The organism is Actinoalloteichus caeruleus, from assembly GCF_049311605.1.
GTDB lineage: Bacteria > Actinomycetota > Actinomycetes > Mycobacteriales > Pseudonocardiaceae > Actinoalloteichus_B > Actinoalloteichus_B caeruleus.
Genome location: NZ_CP186005.1, coordinates 2,304,015 through 2,322,770, shown reverse-complemented (window position 1 = coordinate 2,322,770; position 18,756 = coordinate 2,304,015). Strand labels below are relative to the sequence as shown.

The following is an 18,756-nucleotide window of genomic DNA, read 5'->3' as shown; positions in this document are numbered from 1 at the left end:
CCTCATCGCTCCTACGAGGAGTTCCAACAGGTTGGCCACCGCTGGGTTCTGCGAGGGCACGTAGGGTCCTCATCGCTCCTACGAGGAGTTCCAACAGGTGACGGGCGACAGCCCGCAGACCATCGTGGAGTTCTCATCGCTCCTACGAGGAGTTCCAACGCCCCCCTTCTAGGACCGGCGGGCGACTCCCCCCTGTCCTCATCGCTCCTAGGAGGAGTTCCAACCGAACCGCAGAGACGAGCCGATCGGGTCGATCACCAGGTCCTCATCGCTCCTACGAGGAGTTCCTACTCAACGACCAGGAGTGCCGGGCTGGTCCGGAATGCCCTCGGGGCTCCTGCTGGTTGTGTCATCGCGGTCGTCAGGAGCTGGTGGTCTGACGCCCTCCCATCGTCCTACGTCGAGGCGAGGCTCCGCCGCCTCGACGGAACGCTGAACGACGTTCAGCGGTTCGGGTTCATCGCGCCTCCGAGGAACTGACCAAGTCGGTTTCCACTCGCGCCGTCGCTGATCTCGGCCGCCTCAGAGCAGGCGGACAGGATCACTCTTCAGCGACGCTGACTGAGGAGAGTTGAGCGTGACGTTACCCATCACACCGCCGCTCACGCCTGTGCTCACACGGTTCGATGCCACCCGCCCGACACCGAGGCGCGTAAGCCGCTTCCACAGCAGGCCGGAACCCCGCCCCGGGCCGGGTGGCCGGCTTGCCTCGCTGGAAGGGACGAGGTCCAGGCTCGTCCTGTCGGCAGCGCGCGCCCGTTCCTTCGGTCGGAGCTGCCGAACGTCCGCGTACGACGTCGTCTGGGCGGTGCTCCGTGGCGCGGTGCTCGCGGAACTGCTGACCGCGGGCTGGGTCGTGGCCCGCGCCCAGCGTGTTCGGGACGCGGTGGAGATCCGGTACCGGGTCTGGCGGCTAGGTGTTCGGCGCCGCCGGGGTTGTGATCGGGGGCGGCATGACGGCACAGGTTGACGCGGCGTTGGGCGCGCTGGTGCGACACGGCTTCGTGTTCCGCCATGCTCCGGGGGATCGCTACGTTCCGTGGACCCTGTTCGGTCAGCGGCCGCGAGGCGCGTACGGCGACTACCTGCACGTCAGCGGGCCGGACGACTGCCTGGCTGCCCGGATGCGGACATCCTCGCAGCCCGCGCCGTCCGACGTGGTGTGGTGCGAGGAGGGAGCGTTTCTGGACACCGTGTCCGCGCTGTTGTCCCTGCCAGCCCCGGATGACGCGAACGCTCCGAGGCTGGCGACACGTCGGACGGCGGCGCTGTGGACTCCCGGCATGCCGCTGGGCTGATCGTGGACCAGCGGTACGGCACGGCCAGGGTAATGGCGCCGAAGCGCCCAGTGTGCGACGAAGCGCCGCCGGTGGCTCGGTGGCGGTCCTGCGACCGGCACGGCGACCCCTGGTCATGGCGGTCAGCGTCATGACCAGGGCGTCGCGGTGGTCAGCCGGCGCGCGAGAGCGGGTTTCCGCTTCTCGTTCGACGGCTCGATCTCGGGGAAACGGCGGATACCACCCGCACCCGATGTCGATGCCAGCCCGGCGGTGGCAGGAGGAACGCGTGGAGCGGGGGTACCGGCGGCCAGCCGCCCTCCGCCCGTCGGCGATGCCGGGTTCGGGTGCTGAGGCGCCTTCCCTCGAAGGTCCCCCGGTACTCCCACAGGCCGTGAACTGCTGGCGGATGACCCGGCTCAGCCGGCTTCCGCGCCCGGCTCCGCCGCGAGTCTCCGGCGCAGTTCGCGTTTGAGGACCTTGTGGGAGGGGCCCAGCGGCAGTTCGTCGACGAAGCGCACGTGGCGGGGGTACTTGTGCTTCCCCAGCAGCGGCCGGGACCAGGACACGAGGGTTTCCTCGGTGACGGGTTCGCCGCCCTCCTCCGCGACGACGACGGCGCACACCTCCTCCCCGTACACCGGGTCGGGGAGGCCGATGACGGCGACCTGCCGCACGGAGGGGTGGCGGGCCAGGACGTCCTCCACCTCGCGGGGGTAGATGTTGTAGCCGCCCCGGATGACGACGTCTCCCTTGCGGTCGACGACGCGGACGAAGCCGTCGGCGTCCTTGGTGCCCAGGTCGCCGGTGCGGAACCAGCCGTCGACGACGACCTGTTCGGTGGCCTGCGGGCGGTTGAGGTAGCCGGCGAAGACGTTGTGGCCGCGCACCACGATCTCGCCGAGCTCCCCCTCCCCTAACAGGCGAATCCGTTCCGGGTCCTCCAGTTCGGCGATCTCCACCTCGACGCCCCAGATGGCGTGGCCGACGGTTCCGGCGCGGGTGCCGAACCTCGGTTGGCTGGCGGTGGCCACCGGTGACGTCTCGGACAGCCCGTAGCCCTCGTAGATCTGGGCGTCGAAGGTGGTGCTGAACCCTTCGAGCACGGGGACGGGGAGGGCGGCGCCGCCGGAGACGCACAGCCGCAGCGCGGGCAGCCGGTCGTGTCGGCTGGCGGCGGCGAGCAGTGCGACGTACATGGTGGGGACGCCGTGGAAGACGTCGACGTCTTCCCGCAGCATCAGGTCGATCGCGGTGTCCGGGTGGAACCGGGCGAGCAGGACGAGGGTGCCGCCGGCCCGGAAGCAGGCGTTCATGCTGACGGTCTGGCCGAAGGTGTGGAACAGCGGCAGGCAGCCCAGTACGACGTCGGCGTGGCGGACCTCGTTGGCGTCGAACGCGGAGATGGTGGCGTTCATGACGAGGTTGAGATGGGTGAGCACGGCGCCTTTGGGTTCGCCGGTGGTGCCGCTGGTGTAGAGGACGACGGCCGGGTCCTCCGGTGCGGTGGTCTCGGCCACCGGGAGGGGGGTGGTGGTGTCGGCGAGCTGGTCCAGCGACGGGACGGGCGTCGACCCGTCGGCCGCCCCGTCAGCGGGGATGCCGGCGTCACCGCCGGAGGGGGCGCCGCCGACGGTGACGAGGGGGACGCCGGCCTCGGCCGAGGCGGCGGCGCCCACGGCGGCCAGCGCGTGGTGGCAGACGAGCAGGTCGGCTCCGCTGTCCCGCAGGACGTGGGCCATCTCCGGGGCGGTGAACAGCAGGTGGACGGGGACGACGACGCAGCCGGCGGCGAGGGCCCCGTAGTAGGTGGTGGGGAACTCCACGGTGTTGGGGGCCAGCAGGGCGACGGTGGGACGCGGTCCGGGGCACAGCTCGCGGAGGGCGGCGGCGTAGCGGAGGGAACGCTGCCAGAGTTCGGCGTAGGTGACGCGGTTGTCGCCGTCGACGACACCGACCTTGTCCGGGTGTCGGAGCGCGGATTCGCGCAGGACGCTGGTGAGGGAGAGGGTCGCGGTCACGCCTCCTCCTCGGGGTAGAAGCGGCTGAGGGATTCGGCGACGCAGCAGGGTTTGTCGGCGCCGTCGGCCTGGATGGTGACCAGCAGGTGGACCTGGACGGCGTCGCCGACCTGGTGGGCCTGGTCGAGGCGGGCGGTGGCGCGGACGGTGTCCCCGGTGCGGAGGGGCGCGGGGAAGCGGACCCGGTTCAGGCCGTAGTTGACGATCAGTCTGGCGCCCCGCACCCGGTAGAGCCCTCGGATGAACGAGGGCAGCAGGGACAGGGTGAGGTAGCCGTGGGCGACGGTGCCGCCGAAGGGGCCGTGCGCGGCGCGGGTGGGATCGGTGTGGATCCACTGGTGGTCGTCGGTGACGTCGGCGAAGGTGTCGACTCGTTCCTGGTCGATGACGGTGGCCGGTCCGGGTCCGAGGTGGTCTCCGGTGGCGTCGAGGAGGGCGGCGGGCGAGTCGAAGATCCTCATCTGGCACCGCCGGGGGCGGCTGGGGGCGTCCGGCGGGGCGGTGTCGCGCGGGCGGTGCGGGGAGGTGGGCCGGTCCGGGTGGTGCGCCGGGTCGGCGGCTCGGGGCGGGCTGTCCTCGGTTCGTCGTTGAACGTGAGGTTCACCTGGCGACCTCCGGTGTGGGTGGGGTGGGTGGGGTGTGCCGGGTCAGCGGGATCCGCCGTTGACGTAGAGGGTCTGGCCGGTGACGTAGGAGGCGTCGTCGCTGGCGAGGAAGGTGATGGTGGAGGCGATTTCCTCGGGGGTGGCGACGCGGCGCAGGGGGATCTGTTCGGCGGCGCGTTCCTGGTGCTTCTCGGGTTCGAAGCCGACGCGGCGGGCGGTGGCGGCGGTCATGTCGGTGGCGACGTAGCCGGGGGCGACGGCGTTGACGCGGATGCCGAAGGGGCCGAGTTCGAGGGCGAGGGTGGCGGTGAGCCCCTGCACGCCGGCCTTGGCGGCGGCGTAGTTGGACTGTCCCCGGTTGCCGAGGGCGGAGCGGCTGCTCAGGTTGACGATGCGTCCCGACCTGGCCTGGACCATGTGTGCCTGTGCGGCCTGGGTGCAGAGGAACATGCTGGTGAGGTTGGTGGTGAGGACGGCGTTCCAGTCGGGCAGGGTCATCTTGAACAGCAGGTCGTCGCGGGTGATGCCGGCGTTGTTGACGAGGATGTCGAGCCGGCCGAACTCCGCGACGACGTGGTCGGTGGTGGTCTGGACCGAGTCGGGGTCGGTGACGTCGCAGCCGAGGGCGAGGGCTCGGCCGCCGGTGCGCTCGATGTCGGCGGCGACCTCGGCGGCGCGGTCGGCGTTGAGGTCGACCACCGCGACGGCCGCGCCTTCCGCCGCGAGTCGGCGGGCGGTGGCGGCGCCGATGCCCTGGGCGGCTCCGGTGACGATGGCGGCGGTGTCGGTGAATCCCCTCATGCTCGGGTGTCCTCTCGTGGGTGCTGGGCTGGGTGGCCGGGATGGGGCACGTCCGGGGCCGGGACGGCCGGGCTGGTCAGCTGAAGGCGGCGACACCGGTGAGGGACCGGCCGATGACGAGTTGCTGGATCTGGCTGGTTCCCTCGTAGAGGGTGGTGACCCTGGCGTCGCGCAGGTAGCGGCTGACGGGGTACTCGTCGACGTAGCCGTACCCGCCGAAGACCTGGACGGCGTTGTCGGCGGCGCGGACGGCGGCTTCGCTGGCGAAGAGTTTCGCCATGGACGCGGCCGTCTCGTGGGGTTGGCCCCGGTCGAGGAGGTCGGCGGCCTGCCAGACGAGGAGTCGGGCGGCGGCCGTGTCCACGGCGGTGGTGGCGAGGAGCCGTTGGACGAGTTGGTGGCCGGCGATGGCCTTGCCGAACTGGTGGCGTTCCCCGGCGTAGCGGAGGGCGGCGTCCAGGCTGGCCTGGGCGATGCCGACGCAGCCGGCGGCCACGGACACCCGGCCCTTGCCGAGGGCGGACATGGCGAGGGGGAATCCGCGTCCGACCTCGCCGAGCCGGGCCGTGTCGGGGACTCGGACGCCGTCGAGGTGGAGTTCGGCGGTGGCTTGAGCGCGGAGTCCGAGTTTGCCGTGGATCTCGCGGCGGTGGAAGCCGGCGCTGGTGGTGGGGACGAGGAACGCGGTGATGCCCCGGGTGCCGTCGTCGGAGGTCCTGGCGAGGAGGAGGGCGACGTCGGCCCAGGTTCCGTTGGTGATGAACGTCTTCGCGCCGGTGATGAGCCAGTCGTCGCCGTCGCGGACGGCGCGGGTGGTCAGGGCGCCGGCGTCGGAGCCGGTGCCGGGTTCGGTGAGGGCGAAGCAGCCGAGTGCCCGGCCGGAGCACAGTGCGGGTAGCCAGCGCTGGTGCTGTTCGGGGGTGCCGTGCCGGGCGATGGTGGCGGCGACGAGTCCGAGGGAGACGGAGACGACGCCGCGGACGGACGAGTCGGCGCGGCCGAGTTCCTCCAGGACCAGGTAGTAGGCGAGGTGGTCGCCGCCGCTGCCGCCGTGCTCCTCGGGAATGGTGAGCCCGAGGAATCCGAGTTCGCCCATTCTGGGAATGAGGTCGAGGTCGAGCGACTCTCGGCGGTCCCATTCCTCGGCGTGGGGGGCGATCTCGTCGTCCGCGAAATTGCGCGCGAGTTGTCGCAGGTCAGCGTGTTCCGGGGTGAGGCTGAGATCCATGGTTCTCCCCGCGACGTTCGGGTGGCGGCCGTGGTTCTCACAAATTAGCCGGCGTGGTTGTCGGGGTAAATGGACGGAATGACAGTGATGTCGGAGTGCGGTTGGGCGGGTGTACAGCGGGCGTGGCTCCGGGTGGCGCACGGCCGGGTGGGGTCGGGCTGGGCGGGCTCGACCGGCGGGCGCGTTCTTCGGCGGCGGGTGGCGCACGGCCGGGTGGGGCCGTCGGTGACGGCCCCACCCGGAGGTGGTGCGGGGGTGTTCGGTCAGCTGTGGGGGCAGGTGTCCCGGTACTCGGAGATGTCGCGGTCACCGGAGGGCGCCGGGCAGAGGAACTGCTCGTAGCGGGTGTCGTCGTCGATGAACCGCTTGAGCCAGGAGATCGTGTACTTGGCGATGGTGGTGTTGGAGATGTTGGGCGCGAAGTGGCTGGCCCCGGCGAGTTCCAGGTAGGCCTTGTTCAGGGTGGACGGGAGGCTGTTGTAGAAGGGCTTGGAGTGCAGGGTCACCGAGGCGATGGAGTCGTTCTCGGCGCCGACGACGAGGGTGGGGACCTGGACGTCGGACCAGTTCTTGCTCAGGTGCCAGCCGGTGAGCGGGACGGCGGCCTTGAGGCTGGGGCGGTTGCTGGCGGCTTCGAGGGTTCCGCCGCCGCCCATCGAGTGGCCGATGACGCCGAGGCGGGTGGGGTCGATGCGGTCGCGGACCGAGCGGTGGTCGACGAGGTGGTCGAGGGCGGCGAGCAGCTGGCGGCCCCGGCTGGCGGGCTGGTCGAGGGTGGTGATGGTGTCGATGGTGAAGACGATGAAGCCCTGGGAGGCCAGCCGGTGGCCCAGCCAGGAGATGGAGGATTCCAGGGCGGTGTAGCCGGGGGAGATGGCGACGGCGCCGAAGGTGCCCTCCGCGGTGCTGGTCGGGTAGTAGATGGTGCCGCCGCCGAAGCCGCTGGCGGCGAGCCGGGAGACGTTGGTGCTGCTGGTGGAGAAGGGGCCGCGGAGGGCTTCGATGCTCCGTTCGGTCGGGGCCGGGCCCCGTTCGTAGGGGTTCTCCTGGCCGGAGGCGGCCGGGGCGGCGGCGAGGCTGCCGGCGACGAGCCCGAGGGTGAGGACCGCGCTGGTGAGGGCGCGGCGTAACCGGGAGCGGGGCGGGGTGGGACGGGAGAGTGTGGAACGCACGGCGTTGTGCTCCTCTTCTCGGTGGGGGCGGCGTGAGGCGGCGGGGCGTGGGCGGTGCTGTGCCCGCCGGGGTGGGCTGGTGGCGGGAGTGGGAACGCCTCCGCCTCGCCGGGGCCTCGGCCCGGGTGGTCGGGGGGTGCGTCGATTGTTCGGGCGGGTCGTGGCGGGGCGCATCGGCGAAACCACCGGCCTCGGGCTGGCGGCGTCGGGGTCGACCGGTGCACCGGGGCGGGCACGGGCGAGGCGGGGCGGCGCCGCCACCGGGCGGGCCGGGCGGGGCGACCGCCGGGTGCCCGAGGCCTCATGGTGACGAGCGGAACCACTCTGACCTGCGGTGACGGCCTGGCGACCGTGGTCGGGGGGTGTCCGGGGCTGGCCCTAGAATCGCGGGATGGCTGCCACCGACACCGGTCAGGACACCCGGGACGCACTGGAGGTGCTGCGCAGGGTCTTCGGGTACGACTCGTTCCGGGACGGGCAGCGGGAGATCGTCGACCACGTGGTCGACGGCGGTGACGCGCTGGTGTTGATGCCCACCGGCGGTGGGAAGTCGCTGTGCTACCAGATCCCGTCGTTGGTCAGGGACGGCGTGGGTGTGGTGGTGTCCCCGTTGATCGCGCTGATGCAGGACCAGGTGGACGCGTTGACCGCGTTGGGGGTCCGCGCCGGTTTCCTGAACTCCACCCAGGAGCCCGAGGAACGGGAGCGGGTGGAGGAGGCCTTCGTCGACGGGCGGATCGACGTGCTCTACCTGGCGCCGGAGCGGTTGCGGCTGGAGTCGACCGTGCGGTTGCTGGACCGGGGCACGATCTCGCTGTTCGCGATCGACGAGGCGCACTGCGTCGCGCAGTGGGGCCACGACTTCCGCCCGGACTACCTGTTGCTCTCCCACCTGCACGAGCGGTGGCCGGAGGTGCCCCGGATCGCGTTGACGGCGACGGCCACCGAGGCGACCAGGGCCGAGATCGTGTCCCGGTTGGACCTGGGTGGGGCGCGGCAGTTCGTGGCGAGTTTCGACCGGCCGAACATCCAGTACCGGATCGTGCCGAAGAACGACCCGAAGCGGCAGTTGCTGCGGTTGTTGCGCGCCGAGCACGCCGGCGAGGCGGGCATCGTCTACTGCCTGTCCCGGGCCTCGGTCGAACGCACCGCCGAGTTCCTCGTCGCCAACGACATCCCCGCGGTGCCCTACCACGCGGGTCTGGACGGTCGGACCAGGGCGGCGAACCAGGCGCGGTTCCTGCGGGAGGACGGGCTGGTGGTGGTGGCGACGATCGCGTTCGGGATGGGCATCGACAAGCCCGACGTGCGTTTCGTGGCGCACCTGGACCTGCCGAAGTCGGTGGAGGGCTACTACCAGGAGACCGGGCGGGCCGGGCGGGACGGGCTGCCGTCCACCGCCTGGTTGGCCTACGGCCTGCCGGACGTGGTGCAGCAGCGTCGGCTCATCGACGGGTCGGAGGGCGACGACCAGCACCGGGCCCGCCTGGTGGCGCACCTCGACGCGATGCTGGCGTTGTGCGAGACGGTGGAGTGCCGGCGGGTGCGGCTGCTCGCCTACTTCGGGCAGCGCGGTGAGCCGTGCGGGAACTGCGACACCTGCCTGACCCCGCCGGAGACGTGGGACGGCACGGTGGCCGCGCAGAAGCTGCTGTCGACGGTGTCGAGGTTGCACCGGGAGCGGCGGCAACGGTTCGGCGCCGGCCAGGTGATCGACATCCTGTTGGGGCGGAAGACCGCGAAGGTCATCCAGCACGACCACGACACGCTGTCGGTGTTCGGGATCGGCACCGAGCTGTCGGAGGCGGAGTGGCGGGCGGTGGCCCGGCAGTTGTTGGCGCAGGGGCTGCTGGCGGTCCAGGGCGAGCACGGGGTGCTGGGGCTGACCGAGGCCAGTGGTGCGGTGTTGCGTCGGGAGCGGGAGGTGCCGCTGCGCCGCGACGCGGTGCGAAGCTCCGAGGGCGGGTCGACGCGGACGGCGAAGCGGTCGGGGAGCGCCCCGGTGGACCTGCCTGCGGAGGCGGTGCCGGTGTTCGAGCGGCTGCGGGCGTGGCGGTCGGCCACCGCGAAGGAGCAGGGCGTGCCCGCGTACGTGATCTTCCACGACGCGACGTTGCGCCAGATCGCGGCGGAGTCACCGTCGACGCTCACCGCGTTGGGCGGGATCAGCGGGGTGGGTGAGAACAAGCTCGCGAAGTACGGGCAGGCCGTGTTGGACGCGTTGGCGTCCTGACCGGCCGCCCATGACGACCGCGGAGGCGGGCGGTCACCCCGACAGCACCCCTGCCGCCCGCCTCCGGGCCGTCCGACCGCCTGAGTCCGCCGGACTCAAGCGAGGTTCTTCTCGAGGCACTCCAGGTAGCGGTTGATCGGGTGGTCGCGCAGCGCGTCCGCGCCCGGGGAGAGCGGGTCGGCGGTGTGCCCTCGGAGCCGGTCGACGGCCCCGCCGAGCAGCGTGGTCCGTTCCTGGAGCCGGCCCTGCGAGTCGAAGTACCGCACCCGTTCGACGTGGCGGTAGAAGGGCTCCGGCGGTAGTTCGGGGACGACGTCGTTGTTGTTGACGAAGCGGTGCGTCCTGGCCCGGATGGCACCGTCGTAGGCGGTGGCCAGTTCGCGGTCGCAGGTGCGGGGTTGCCCGAAGGTGTAGATGCCGTCAGCCAGCAGGTTGGGGTCCTCGAAGTAGAGCCAGGCCGCGGCGAGCTGCGCCAAGGCGCCACCGAGGCTGTGCCCGGTGAACCACAGGGTCTGGTCGTTGTCCCGGAACTCCTCCAGGGTGGCCAGCAGCGCCGGGTGCACCGAGGCGAGGGCCTGGCTGAAGCCCAGGTGGACCAGGCCACGGCGGTCGGGGCCCGGGCCGGCCGGTGCGTTGGCGTCGGTGAGCCAGTCGCGGATCTGGGTGGGTTCGGTGCCCCGGAACGCGACGATGATCATGGAGTCGGACGCGGCGACGAAGGCCTGGGTGTGGTCGATGGGGAGGGGCGTCACCGGCGTGCCCTCCAGGAAGCGGAACCGGTCGAAGCCCCACTCCCCCACGGCCTCGCGGATCGCGCTCTCGTCGGAGTAGGCGAGTTTCGCGGCTCTGGCCAGCCAGTACGCGTGCTCCAGCCGGTATCCGGTCTCGTGGTGGTCGAGGGCGGTGATCGCCACGGGCAGCCCTTCGTCGCGACGTGCGGCATCGGTTGGTGTGCCGGTCGCCGGCGGTCCCGGTGTGTCCTCCGCTCCGGCTGGGCCGGAGGGCGGGAGCGCATCGGCTCCGGTTCGGGGGCCGACCCGGCCGGACGACGGTGGCCGCGCCGGCGTCGGCCCGCCCGGGGCCCGTGTCGACCACGGTGCCCTCGGACGGTGTGACCGTAGAAGAGGCCCGCCACCCGGTGTGGGAACGAACCACCCGATCCACTCGATCCGGGGATGTCGCGTCACCACGACGAGGGTTCACCGTTCGGCGCCGCGCTGAGGCCGTACGACGCGGAGCGGAGGTGTGGTGGGGAAACCACGGCGGCCCTGGCGCGGGCCGCTCCGCTGTCCCCGGGGCGGCGGGATGCCGGGTGGGGCCGTGGCGGGTCGTGCACTCGCCGTTCGGGTCCCGGCGGCGCGAGGACCGGGGGCGCCGGTGCTGGCCGCGAGCCTGGGTGGGCGGCCCTCGCCCCGGGTTACCCACCGCGGTGGTGACGACGTCGGTGGGGCTGCTGACGCGACGCGGACGGCGGCCGGGTGTGGGAGACCGTGCGCCTGGTGGACGTCATCGACTTCCCGGGTGGCGGCGGTGGGGGCGGCGGCGGTCGACCTGGTGTTCCGGTGGGAGCGGTGGGCGTCGGGTGGGTCGTCGTGCCCGTCCCGGCGCGGCCGGAGCCGGTGCGGGGTCCGCTGGCGGCGAGGCGGGGATGCCCGCTGGAGGAGCTGTGGGGAGGCGGGGCTGGTGTGTACCTCGCCGGCCTGTCAGCGGGTGGATGGCGTGGGCGGGCCCCGCCCTCGGGGACGGGGAGGGCGGGGCCGGGACGCGGGGCGTCGGGAACGCTCCCGCGTGGGTGTGGTCGGGGCCCGCCGCGCGGCGGCGGCTGGGGCGCGGCGGCGAACGGGTGGGCGGCCCCGTTCGTCGGGCCCCGACCCGAGGCGGCCCGCCCCCGTCGGGTCGGGGAACGCGGTGGGCGGTGCCGGGAGGGCTGGGGGTGGTGGGCTGGGCGGGTTCACCGGCAGGTCGGCCGTGGTGGGCGGTGGTCCCCCGGCCGGTGGTGGGCGCGGGGCTGGGTGGGGGCAGGGTCAGCGGTGGGTGGTGAGGTGGTGGGCGTAGGCGTGGGGGGTGAGGAAGTCGGGCAGGGTCGGGCCGAGGGCGGTCGCGGTGAGGATGTCCACCGCCGCGTCGAGCCGGGTGGCCTCCGGGTTCTCCGCGCGGATCACGTCGAGTTCGGCACGCAGCGCCTCGCCGACCAGGTCGCGGGTGACGGTGGTGCCGTCGGTGAGGGTGGTGGCGGTGTGGATCCACTGCCACAGCTGGGCGCGGGCGATCTCGGCGGTGGCCGCGTCCTCCATGAGGCCGTGGATGGCGACCGCGCCGCTGCCGCGCAGCCAGGCGTCGAGGTAGCGCAGGCACACCCCGACGTTGGAGCGGACGCCTTCCCGGGTGACCTCGCGGCCGGCGCCGCCGAGGTCGAGGAGTTGGTCGGCGGTGACGTGGACGTCGTCGCGGGTGCGGTGGAGCTGGTGGGGGCGGTCGCCGAGGACGGCGGTGAACGCCTCGCCGCACACCGGCACCAGGGCGGGGTGGGCGACCCAGGACCCGTCGAACCCGTCGGTGGCCTCCCGGTCCTTGTCCTGCCTGACCTGGGCCAGGGCTTCTCGGTTGGCGTCCGGATCGCGGCTGGGGATCACGGCGGCCATCCCGCCGATGGCGTGGGCGCCGCGCCGGTGGCAGGTGCGGACGAGCAGTTCGGTGTAGGCCCGCATGAAGGGGACGGTCATGGTGAGACGGGCGCGGTCGGGCAGGACGACGTCGGCGCCGCGCCCGCCGAGGGTTCTGATCAGGCTGAACAGGTAGTCCCAGCGCCCGGCGTTGAGCCCGGCGGCGTGGTCGCGGAGTTCGTGGAGGATCTCGTCCATCTCGAAGGCGGCGGTGATGGTCTCGATGAGGACGGTGGCGCGGATCGTGCCCGGGGGCAGGCCGAGGGCGCGTTGGGCGAGCAGGAACACCTCGTTCCACAGGCGGGCTTCCCGGTGGTTCTCCAGTTTGGGCAGGTAGAGGTAGGGGCCGCTGCCGTCCTGGATGAGGCGGGTCGCGTTGTGGAAGACGTGGAGGCCGAAGTCGACCAGGCTGGCCGAGACGGGTCGGCCGTCGATGCGGAGGTGTTTCTCCACGAGGTGCCAGCCTCGGGGCCTGGGCACGATGGTGGCCGGGTCCTCGGCGATCCGGTAGCGGCGTCCGGTGTCGGTGGTGAAGTCGATGCGGCGTCGGATGGCGTCGTGCAGGTTGAGTTGCCCGCCGATGATGTTGTCCCAGGTGGGGGCGGTGGCGTCCTCGAAGTCGGCCATCCACACCTTCGCGCCGGAGTTGAGGGCGTTGACGGTCATCCGCCGGTCCGGGGGTCCGGTGATCTCGACGCGGCGGTCGAGGAGCCCGGGTGGGGGTGGGGGGACGCGCCAGGTGGGGTCGTCGCGGATGGCGGCGGTTTCGGGCAGGAAGTGGGGTGTCTCGGTGCCGTCGGTGAGGCGGGCGCGGCGGTGGCGGCGGCGGTCGAGCAGCTGTCGGCGGTCGGCGGCGAAGGTGTTGTCCAGCAGCGCCAGGAAGTCGAGTGCGTCGGGGGTGAGGATCTCGTCGTACCGGTCGCGGAGCGGGCCGTGGATCTCGACGCGTCCGGTGGTGGGGAACGGGGTGTGTCGGGTGGCGGTCGTCATCTCGTCCTCCCTCGGCTCAGAACTGGGCTTCCTCGGTGGAGCCGCGCAGCGCGGTGGTGGAGCTGTTCGGGTTCAGGGCGGTGCTGACGCGGTCGAACCAGCCGGTGCCGACCTCGCGTTGGTGGCGGGTCGCGGTGTAGCCGTGCGCCTCGGCGGCGAACTCCCGTTCCTGGAGGTCGACGTAGGCGGGCATGCCGGTGGTGGCGTACCGGGAGGCGAGGTCGAACATCGAGTGGTTCAGGGCGTGGAAACCGGCGAGGGTGATGAACTGGAAGCGGTAGCCCATGTGCCCCAGTTCCCGTTGGAATCGGGCGATGGTGGCCTCGTCGAGGTGCGCGCGCCAGTTGAACGAGGGTGAGCAGTTGTAGGCGAGGAGCTGGTCGGGGTAGCGGTCGTGGATGGCCTCGGCGAAGGCGCGGGCCACCTCCAGGTCGGGTTCGGAGGTCTCCATCCACAGCAGGTCGGCGTGGCGGGCGTAGGCGAGGCCGCGTTCGATGCAGGGTTCGAGGCCGGCGCGGACGGTGTGGAAGCCCTCCCCGGTGCGTTCTCCGGTGGTGAAGCGGCGGTCGCGTTCGTCGACGTCGCTGGTGAGCAGGGTCGCGGCCTGGGCGTCGGTGCGGGCGATGATGACGGTGGGGACGTCGAGGACGTCGGCGGCGAGGCGGGCGGCGTTGAGGGTGCGTTCGTGCTGGCGGATGGGGACGAGGACCTTGCCACCGAGGTGGCCGCACTTCTTCTCCGAGGCGAGCTGGTCCTCCCAGTGCACCCCGGCGGCGCCGGCGGCGATCATGGCGCGCATCAGTTCGAAGGCGTTGAGGGGCCCGCCGAAGCCGGCTTCGGCGTCGGCGACGATGGGCGCGTACCAGTCGACGTCGCGGTCGCCTTCGGCCCAGGAGATCTGGTCGGCCCTGGCGAGGGCGTTGTTGATGCGGCGGACGACGGCGGGCACCGAGTTGACCGGGTAGAGGCTCTGGTCGGGGTAGGTCTGGCCGGCGAGGTTGGCGTCGGCGGCGACCTGCCACCCGGAGAGGTAGATGGCGCGCAGTCCGGCGCGGACCTGTTGGACGGCCTGGTTGCCGGTGAGCGCGCCGAGGGCGTGCACGTAGTCCTGGGTGCCCAGCAGGTGCCACAGGTTCTCGGCCCCGCGCCGGGCCAGGGTGTGTTCCTCGACGAGGCTGCCGCGCAGGGTGAGGACGTCCTCGGCGGTGTAGGAGCGTTCGACGCCGCGCCAGCGGGGGTTGGTGGCCCATTCGCGGCGCAGGGCGTCCGCCGCGTCGACGGGGTCGGGGGCGGCGGTGCGTTCCCGGCCCGGGGTGCGGGTGTCATCCGTGGTCGTGGTCATCGGGCACCTCCGATTTGCGAAGTCCGCGATCGTGCGGCGGGGTTTCCCGACGATGGCACGCCACGGGTAACCGCTGGAAGGTTGCCAATCCGCCAATTTCCGCGAATTTCTCCCGGCTGTTCCGCGAATTCGGCGAAGACCCGTTTCCTATGCTGGACCGGTCGCGCCCGGTCGCGGTCGGGCCCCGCCAGCGGCGTCGGGAGGGGTGGTCGTCGTGGACAGGACCTTCGTCGGAGCGAAGCTGCGTCACCTGCGGGAGAGCAGGTCGATGAGTCAGGTGAACCTGGCGAGGCTGTTGGAGATCTCGCCGAGTTACCTGAACCAGATCGAACGGAACGTGCGGCCGTTGACGGTTCCGGTGTTGCTGCGGATCACCGAGGCGTTCGGGGTGGACGCGGAGTTCTTCGCCAACGACGACACGGGGCGTTTGGTGGCCGAGGTGCGGGAGGCGTTGCTGGACGAGGAGGTGGGGGCCGAGGCGTCGACGGGCGAGTTGACCGAGTTGGCGACGAACCTGCCGACGATCGCGCGGGCGCTGGTCCGGTTGCACCGCCGTTACCGGAGCGCGGTGGAGAACACGGCGGCGTTGACGGCGGAGAACGGCACCGGGTCGCACGGGAGCGCGGCGGCGCCGTTACCGCACGAGGAGGTGCGGGACTTCTTCTACGAGCGGGAGAACTACGTCGCCGAGCTGGACGAACGCGCCGAACGGTTGGCGGTGGGCCTGGACCTGCGGCGCGGGGAGGTGCGGGCGGCGCTGCGGGACCGGTTGTCCGGGACGCACGGGGTCCGGGTGACCAGTGAGGGGGTCGACGAGGCGGCCGGTGAGCAGCACCGGTACGAGCCGGCGGCCCGGGTGCTGCGGTTGGCGCCGACGCTGCGGTTCGGTCAGCAGGCGTTCCGGATGGCCTCGCAGATCGCCCTGTTGGAGCACGACCGGCTGATCAGCGCGTTGGCGGACTCGTACGCGTTCTCGGGGTCGGCGGCGAGGTCGTTGGCGCGGGTGGGGTTGGCGAACTACTTCGCGGGGGCGTTGATCCTGCCCTACGGGTCGTTCCTGCGGCGGGCCGAGGAGTTCCGGTACGACATCGAGCGGTTGTGCGACCACTTCAGCGTCGGGTTCGAGACGGTGTGCCACCGGTTGTCGACCTTGCAACGCCCCAGGGCGCGGGGGGTTCCGTTCTCGTTCGTGCGGGTGGACCGGGCGGGCAACATGTCGAAACGGCAGTCGGCCGCGGGTTTCCACTTCTCCCGGGTGGGTGGGGCGTGTCCGTTGTGGAACATCTACGAGGCGTTCAGCGCGCCGGGGAAGATCCTGACGCAGATCGCGACGTTGCCGGACGGCAAGAGCTACTTCTGGGTGGCGCGGACGGTGCGCCGCAACATCGGCGGGTTCGGCAGTCCGGGGAAGATGTTCGGGGTGGGGTTGGGCTGCGAGCTGCGGCACGCGCGGCGGTTGGTGTACTCCACGGGCCTGGACCTGGACGACCTGGAGGCGGCGACGCCGATCGGGATGGGGTGCAAGGTGTGCGACCGGCCGGCGTGCCCGCAGCGGGCGTTCCCGGCGGTGGGCCGGCAGCTGACCGTGGACGAGAACACCAGCACCTTCGTCCCCTACCCGGCGGTGCCCGCCTCCCCCTGACCGGGGTGGGGTGGCTCGCGGTCAGGGGTGGGGCGGTCAGTGGCGGCCAGTTCGGGGTGAGGCGGACGGCGGCGGCGGTCAGTCGAGGGCGAGGCCCAGTGCCAGACAGGCGACGGCGGCGGTGGCGGTCACCGAACGGACGACGTTGGCGCGGGTCCAGCGGCGTTCGAAGGCGCGGCGGGCGGTGCTGGCGGTTCCCCCGGTGGCGGCGAGCGCGGTGTTCAGCGGCACGTTGACGGCGCCGGTGACGGCGACGGTGGTGAGGCTGAGGGCGAGTCCGGCGAGCGGCCAGGGCAGGGCGGTTCCGCCTCCGGAGGTGAGGTGGGTGGCGGCGGCGAGGGCGGCGAGGAGCGGGGTGCCGAGGAAGGGCAGGAGGAACCACGGGTTGGGGATGACCTCGTTGATCCGTCGCATCACCCGCACGAAGGTGTCGTCGTCGACGCGGCGCAGCGCGGGCATCACCCCGCAGGCGAATCCGGTGAACAGCCCGGCGACGAGCCCGCCGGTGACGGTGGCGGCGACGAGGGCGCCGGTGCCCAGCGCGCTCATCGGCGGCCTCCGGTGACCGGCGCCCGCTCCGGGCCGGTGGGGGCGGCGGGCGGGGTGGCCGCGGGGGAACCGGGGCGGGCCGGCGGCGCCGGCAGCGGGGGGCGGGCGACCCGGTGTCCGGTGGCGGCCGCTGCGAGGAGGACGGGGCCCCCGGCCGCCCTGTGGTGCTGTGTCATGGTCACAGTGAACCCCGGGCTGGTGAGACGATCCATCGCCGAGAGGCTCGAGAACCTCATCGAGCGTCTAGGCTGCGGCGGTGGACGCGTTGACCGGGTTGTTGGACGGCGCTCGCGCGCGTGGCGCGTTCCTGGTGCGGTCGGTGCTGGACCCGCCGTGGTCGCTGCTGGTGCGGGACCGGGCTCCGCTGACGGTGCTGACCCCGTTGCGGGGCGAGGCGTGGGTGGTTCCGGATGCCGGGGAGGCGGCCCGGCTGCGGCCGGGGGACGTGGCCCTGCTGCGGGGTCCCGACCCGTACCGGGTGGCCAGCTCTCCGGAGCTGCCGCCGACGGTGGTCATCCACCCCGGGGACCGGTCGGCCACGGTCGGCGGGGAGGAGTTGTGCGAGCGGCTGCGTCTGGGGGCCCGGTCGTGGGGTGGGGGTTCGGCGGAGGGCACGGTTCTGGTGACGGGCACCTACCACGCGGACGCGGCGGTGGGCCGCCGGTTGCTGACGGCCCTTCCCGCCCTGGCCGTCGTCCCGGCGGAGGCGGGTGAGGGGTCGCTGGTCTCCCTGCTGGGGTGGGAGATCACGCGGGACGAGCCGGGCCAGGAGGTGTTCCTCGACCGGTTGTTGGACCTGGTGGTGGTGTCCTCGGTCCGGGCCTGGTTCACCCGGTCCGGCTCGGCCGCCCCCGGCTGGTACTCGGCGGCCGGGGATCCGGTGGTGGGTCCGGCGCTGCGGCTGCTCCACGACCGGGCGCGGGAGAACTGGACGGTGGCCGCGCTGGCCGCCGAGGTGGGGGTGTCGCGGGCGACGCTGGCACGGCGGTTCACCGAGTTGGTGGGGGAACCGCCGATGTCCTACCTGACCGACTGGCGGCTGAGCCTGGCCGCTGACCTGCTGCGCGGGTCGACGGCGACCTTGGAGGTGGTGGCGCGGCGCGTGGGTTACGGGAGTGCCTTCGCGTTGAGCACGGCGTTCCGCCGGGAGCGGGGCATGAGCCCCCGGGAGTTCCGGCGGGCCGGTGGCCGAGCCGCCGGCTGAGGCGCCCCCAGGCCGGCGGGTCGGCGGTCGGGGCCAGGTGGAGGGAGGTGCCCGCTCCCCGTGCCGGCCGCACCGTTCACAGCCGGTCCCAGGGCACCGAGGCGTAGGTGTGGTGCAGCGTCCTCATCAGGTCCGGGTCGACGGGGAAGTGGTGGTCGTCGATCTGGCTGACCGGGCTCACCCCGCGCGAGTTGGTGACGAAGGCCGCGGACAGCCCGGGCAGGTCCGCCAGGCGCACCGGGCGGCGGTGTTGCGGCACGCCCCGCGCGGTCAGTCCCGCGACGAGGAGCCCTTCGGTGACACCGGCCAGCGCGGGCGCCTCCGGCCAGCGGACCTCGGTCCCGGCGAGGAAACCGATGTTGCTGACGGTGCCCTCGGTGACCAGGTCGTCCTGGCCGACGAGCAGGGCGTCGTCGAAACCGTCCTGCCTGGCCTGGCGGCCGTGGTGGAGCTGGGCGAAGGTGCCGACGTGTTTGAGGTGCGGCAGCGGGCGTTGGTAGCGGACCGAGCGGAGGCGTCGCGGAGCGGACGGTGGGTCAGCGGGTGGGCGGACGGTGACCAGCAGGGACGACGTGGGGGCGTCCTCTGGTTGGAAGGCGCTGACGCGCACGGTGGCGTCGTGGCGGGCGGCCAGGGCGTGGCGGACGCGCCGGCGGACGAGGTCGCCGTCGAGCCCGGTTCCGAAGAGTTCCCGGTTGGCGGCGTCGAGCCGGTCGAGGTGGGCGGCCAACCCCCGGACCCGTCGGTTGCGGACCTGCATCGTGGTGACGTGTCCGTAGTTGACCGTCGCGGGCAGGAGGAGCTGGTCGACGGTGGCGGGGTGGCCGTCGATCTCGGCGTGGAGCACGCCTGGTGTGTTCACGGCGAGCGATGCTAACCGGAGCTCCCCCGCGGGGTCGGCCCCTGGGGCCGGGTGCCGTGGGCCGGGGGCGCGGGACACTTGGCGAACAGCCGGGAGGGCGCGCCCCTACCGTCGGTGGGGACGGTTGGACGCGGTGGGCAGCGCGGCTGAGCGCCAACCGTGAGTCC

The 18,756-nt window shown here is 72.6% G+C and carries 14 protein-coding genes and 1 CRISPR repeat array (1 of these 15 cut by a window edge); of the genes, 4 read left to right on the top strand and 10 right to left on the bottom strand.

Features of this window, described 5'->3' with window-relative positions; all coding sequences use genetic code 11:
• Positions 1 to 291: a CRISPR direct-repeat array (repeat unit 30 nt; unit sequence GTCCTCATCGCTCCTACGAGGAGTTCCAAC) (it extends 198 nt beyond the left edge of the window).
• 662 nt (positions 292 to 953) lie between these two features.
• A complete protein-coding gene (locus ACOJVX_RS10270) occupies positions 954 to 1,298 on the top strand; it encodes a hypothetical protein (protein WP_418156082.1) in 345 nt (114 codons plus the stop codon).
• A 398-nt stretch (positions 1,299 to 1,696) separates the two neighbouring features.
• Here ACOJVX_RS10270 and ACOJVX_RS10265 read toward each other — a convergent pair whose 3' ends face one another.
• The 5 genes from ACOJVX_RS10265 to ACOJVX_RS10245 form a co-directional block, all read right to left on the bottom strand.
• Positions 1,697 to 3,298, bottom strand: a complete 1,602-nt coding sequence (locus ACOJVX_RS10265) for a long-chain-fatty-acid--CoA ligase (protein ID WP_026420454.1) — start codon at positions 3,296 to 3,298, stop codon at positions 1,697 to 1,699.
• Positions 3,295 to 3,759 carry a MaoC family dehydratase gene (locus tag ACOJVX_RS10260; protein WP_026420455.1) on the bottom strand — a complete coding sequence of 155 codons (465 nt, stop codon included), beginning with the start codon at positions 3,757 to 3,759 and terminating at the stop codon, positions 3,295 to 3,297. The genes ACOJVX_RS10265 and ACOJVX_RS10260 overlap by 4 nt, the downstream gene beginning before the upstream one ends.
• Positions 3,760 to 3,945: 186 nt before the next feature.
• Complete coding sequence (gene fabG, locus ACOJVX_RS10255; protein WP_026420456.1) at positions 3,946 to 4,704, bottom strand: 3-oxoacyl-ACP reductase FabG; 759 nt, start codon at positions 4,702 to 4,704, stop codon at positions 3,946 to 3,948.
• 76 nt (positions 4,705 to 4,780) lie between these two features.
• On the bottom strand, positions 4,781 to 5,932 hold the full coding sequence (locus ACOJVX_RS10250; protein WP_418153262.1) for an acyl-CoA dehydrogenase family protein: 1,152 nt from the start codon (positions 5,930 to 5,932) through the stop codon (positions 4,781 to 4,783).
• A gap of 263 nt (positions 5,933 to 6,195) precedes the next feature.
• Positions 6,196 to 7,104 carry an alpha/beta hydrolase family protein gene (locus ACOJVX_RS10245; RefSeq protein WP_026420458.1) on the bottom strand — a complete coding sequence of 303 codons (909 nt, stop codon included), beginning with the start codon at positions 7,102 to 7,104 and terminating at the stop codon, positions 6,196 to 6,198.
• A 391-nt stretch (positions 7,105 to 7,495) separates the two neighbouring features.
• Here ACOJVX_RS10245 and recQ point away from each other — a divergent pair, with 391 nt between their 5' ends.
• Complete coding sequence (gene recQ / locus ACOJVX_RS10240) at positions 7,496 to 9,337, top strand: DNA helicase RecQ (RefSeq protein WP_026420459.1); 1,842 nt, start codon at positions 7,496 to 7,498, stop codon at positions 9,335 to 9,337.
• Positions 9,338 to 9,432: 95 nt separating this feature from the next.
• On the opposite strand, the gene ACOJVX_RS10235 is transcribed toward recQ, so the two are convergent.
• The 3 genes from ACOJVX_RS10235 to aceA form a co-directional block, all read right to left on the bottom strand.
• Positions 9,433 to 10,251 (bottom strand): lipase family protein, encoded by an 819-nt coding sequence (locus ACOJVX_RS10235; protein ID WP_026420460.1) that lies wholly within the window; start codon positions 10,249 to 10,251, stop codon positions 9,433 to 9,435.
• A gap of 1,110 nt (positions 10,252 to 11,361) precedes the next feature.
• Positions 11,362 to 12,990: a malate synthase A gene (gene aceB, locus ACOJVX_RS10230; protein ID WP_418153260.1), complete on the bottom strand. Its 1,629-nt coding sequence runs from the start codon at positions 12,988 to 12,990 to the stop codon at positions 11,362 to 11,364.
• Between the two features lie 16 nt (positions 12,991 to 13,006).
• Positions 13,007 to 14,332 carry an isocitrate lyase gene (aceA, locus tag ACOJVX_RS10225; protein WP_418153259.1) on the bottom strand — a complete coding sequence of 442 codons (1,326 nt, stop codon included), beginning with the start codon at positions 14,330 to 14,332 and terminating at the stop codon, positions 13,007 to 13,009.
• A gap of 214 nt (positions 14,333 to 14,546) precedes the next feature.
• Here aceA and ACOJVX_RS10220 point away from each other — a divergent pair, with 214 nt between their 5' ends.
• The gene (locus ACOJVX_RS10220; protein ID WP_030106617.1) at positions 14,547 to 15,974 is read left to right on the top strand and encodes a short-chain fatty acyl-CoA regulator family protein; all 1,428 of its coding nucleotides are present in this window, start codon (positions 14,547 to 14,549) and stop codon (positions 15,972 to 15,974) included.
• A 78-nt stretch (positions 15,975 to 16,052) separates the two neighbouring features.
• Here ACOJVX_RS10220 and ACOJVX_RS10215 read toward each other — a convergent pair whose 3' ends face one another.
• A complete protein-coding gene (locus ACOJVX_RS10215) occupies positions 16,053 to 16,523 on the bottom strand; it encodes a DUF1772 domain-containing protein (protein WP_418153258.1) in 471 nt (156 codons plus the stop codon).
• 256 nt (positions 16,524 to 16,779) lie between these two features.
• Between ACOJVX_RS10215 and ACOJVX_RS10210 the strand changes: the two genes are divergently transcribed.
• On the top strand, positions 16,780 to 17,727 hold the full coding sequence (locus ACOJVX_RS10210; RefSeq protein ID WP_026420465.1) for an AraC family transcriptional regulator: 948 nt from the start codon (positions 16,780 to 16,782) through the stop codon (positions 17,725 to 17,727).
• Between the two features lie 76 nt (positions 17,728 to 17,803).
• Here ACOJVX_RS10210 and ACOJVX_RS10205 read toward each other — a convergent pair whose 3' ends face one another.
• Complete coding sequence (locus tag ACOJVX_RS10205; RefSeq protein WP_245588954.1) at positions 17,804 to 18,589, bottom strand: aminotransferase class IV family protein; 786 nt, start codon at positions 18,587 to 18,589, stop codon at positions 17,804 to 17,806.
• Positions 18,590 to 18,756 lie beyond the last annotated feature (167 nt).

What these genes read in the sequence shown, in the direction of transcription:
- ACOJVX_RS10260 (WP_026420455.1), bottom strand. Translation starts at nt 3,759, where the DNA reads ATGAGGATCTTCGACTCGCCCGCCGCCCTCCTCGACGCCACCGGAGAC.
- fabG (WP_026420456.1), bottom strand. Translation starts at nt 4,704, where the DNA reads ATGAGGGGATTCACCGACACCGCCGCCATCGTCACCGGAGCCGCCCAG.
- ACOJVX_RS10250 (WP_418153262.1), bottom strand. Translation starts at nt 5,932, where the DNA reads ATGGATCTCAGCCTCACCCCGGAACACGCTGACCTGCGACAACTCGCG.
- aceB (WP_418153260.1), bottom strand. Translation starts at nt 12,990, where the DNA reads ATGACGACCGCCACCCGACACACCCCGTTCCCCACCACCGGACGCGTC.
- aceA (WP_418153259.1), bottom strand. Translation starts at nt 14,332, where the DNA reads ATGACCACGACCACGGATGACACCCGCACCCCGGGCCGGGAACGCACC.
- recQ (WP_026420459.1), top strand. Translation starts at nt 7,496, where the DNA reads ATGGCTGCCACCGACACCGGTCAGGACACCCGGGACGCACTGGAGGTG.
- ACOJVX_RS10270 (WP_418156082.1), top strand. Translation starts at nt 954, where the DNA reads ATGACGGCACAGGTTGACGCGGCGTTGGGCGCGCTGGTGCGACACGGC.
- ACOJVX_RS10215 (WP_418153258.1), bottom strand. Translation starts at nt 16,523, where the DNA reads ATGAGCGCGCTGGGCACCGGCGCCCTCGTCGCCGCCACCGTCACCGGC.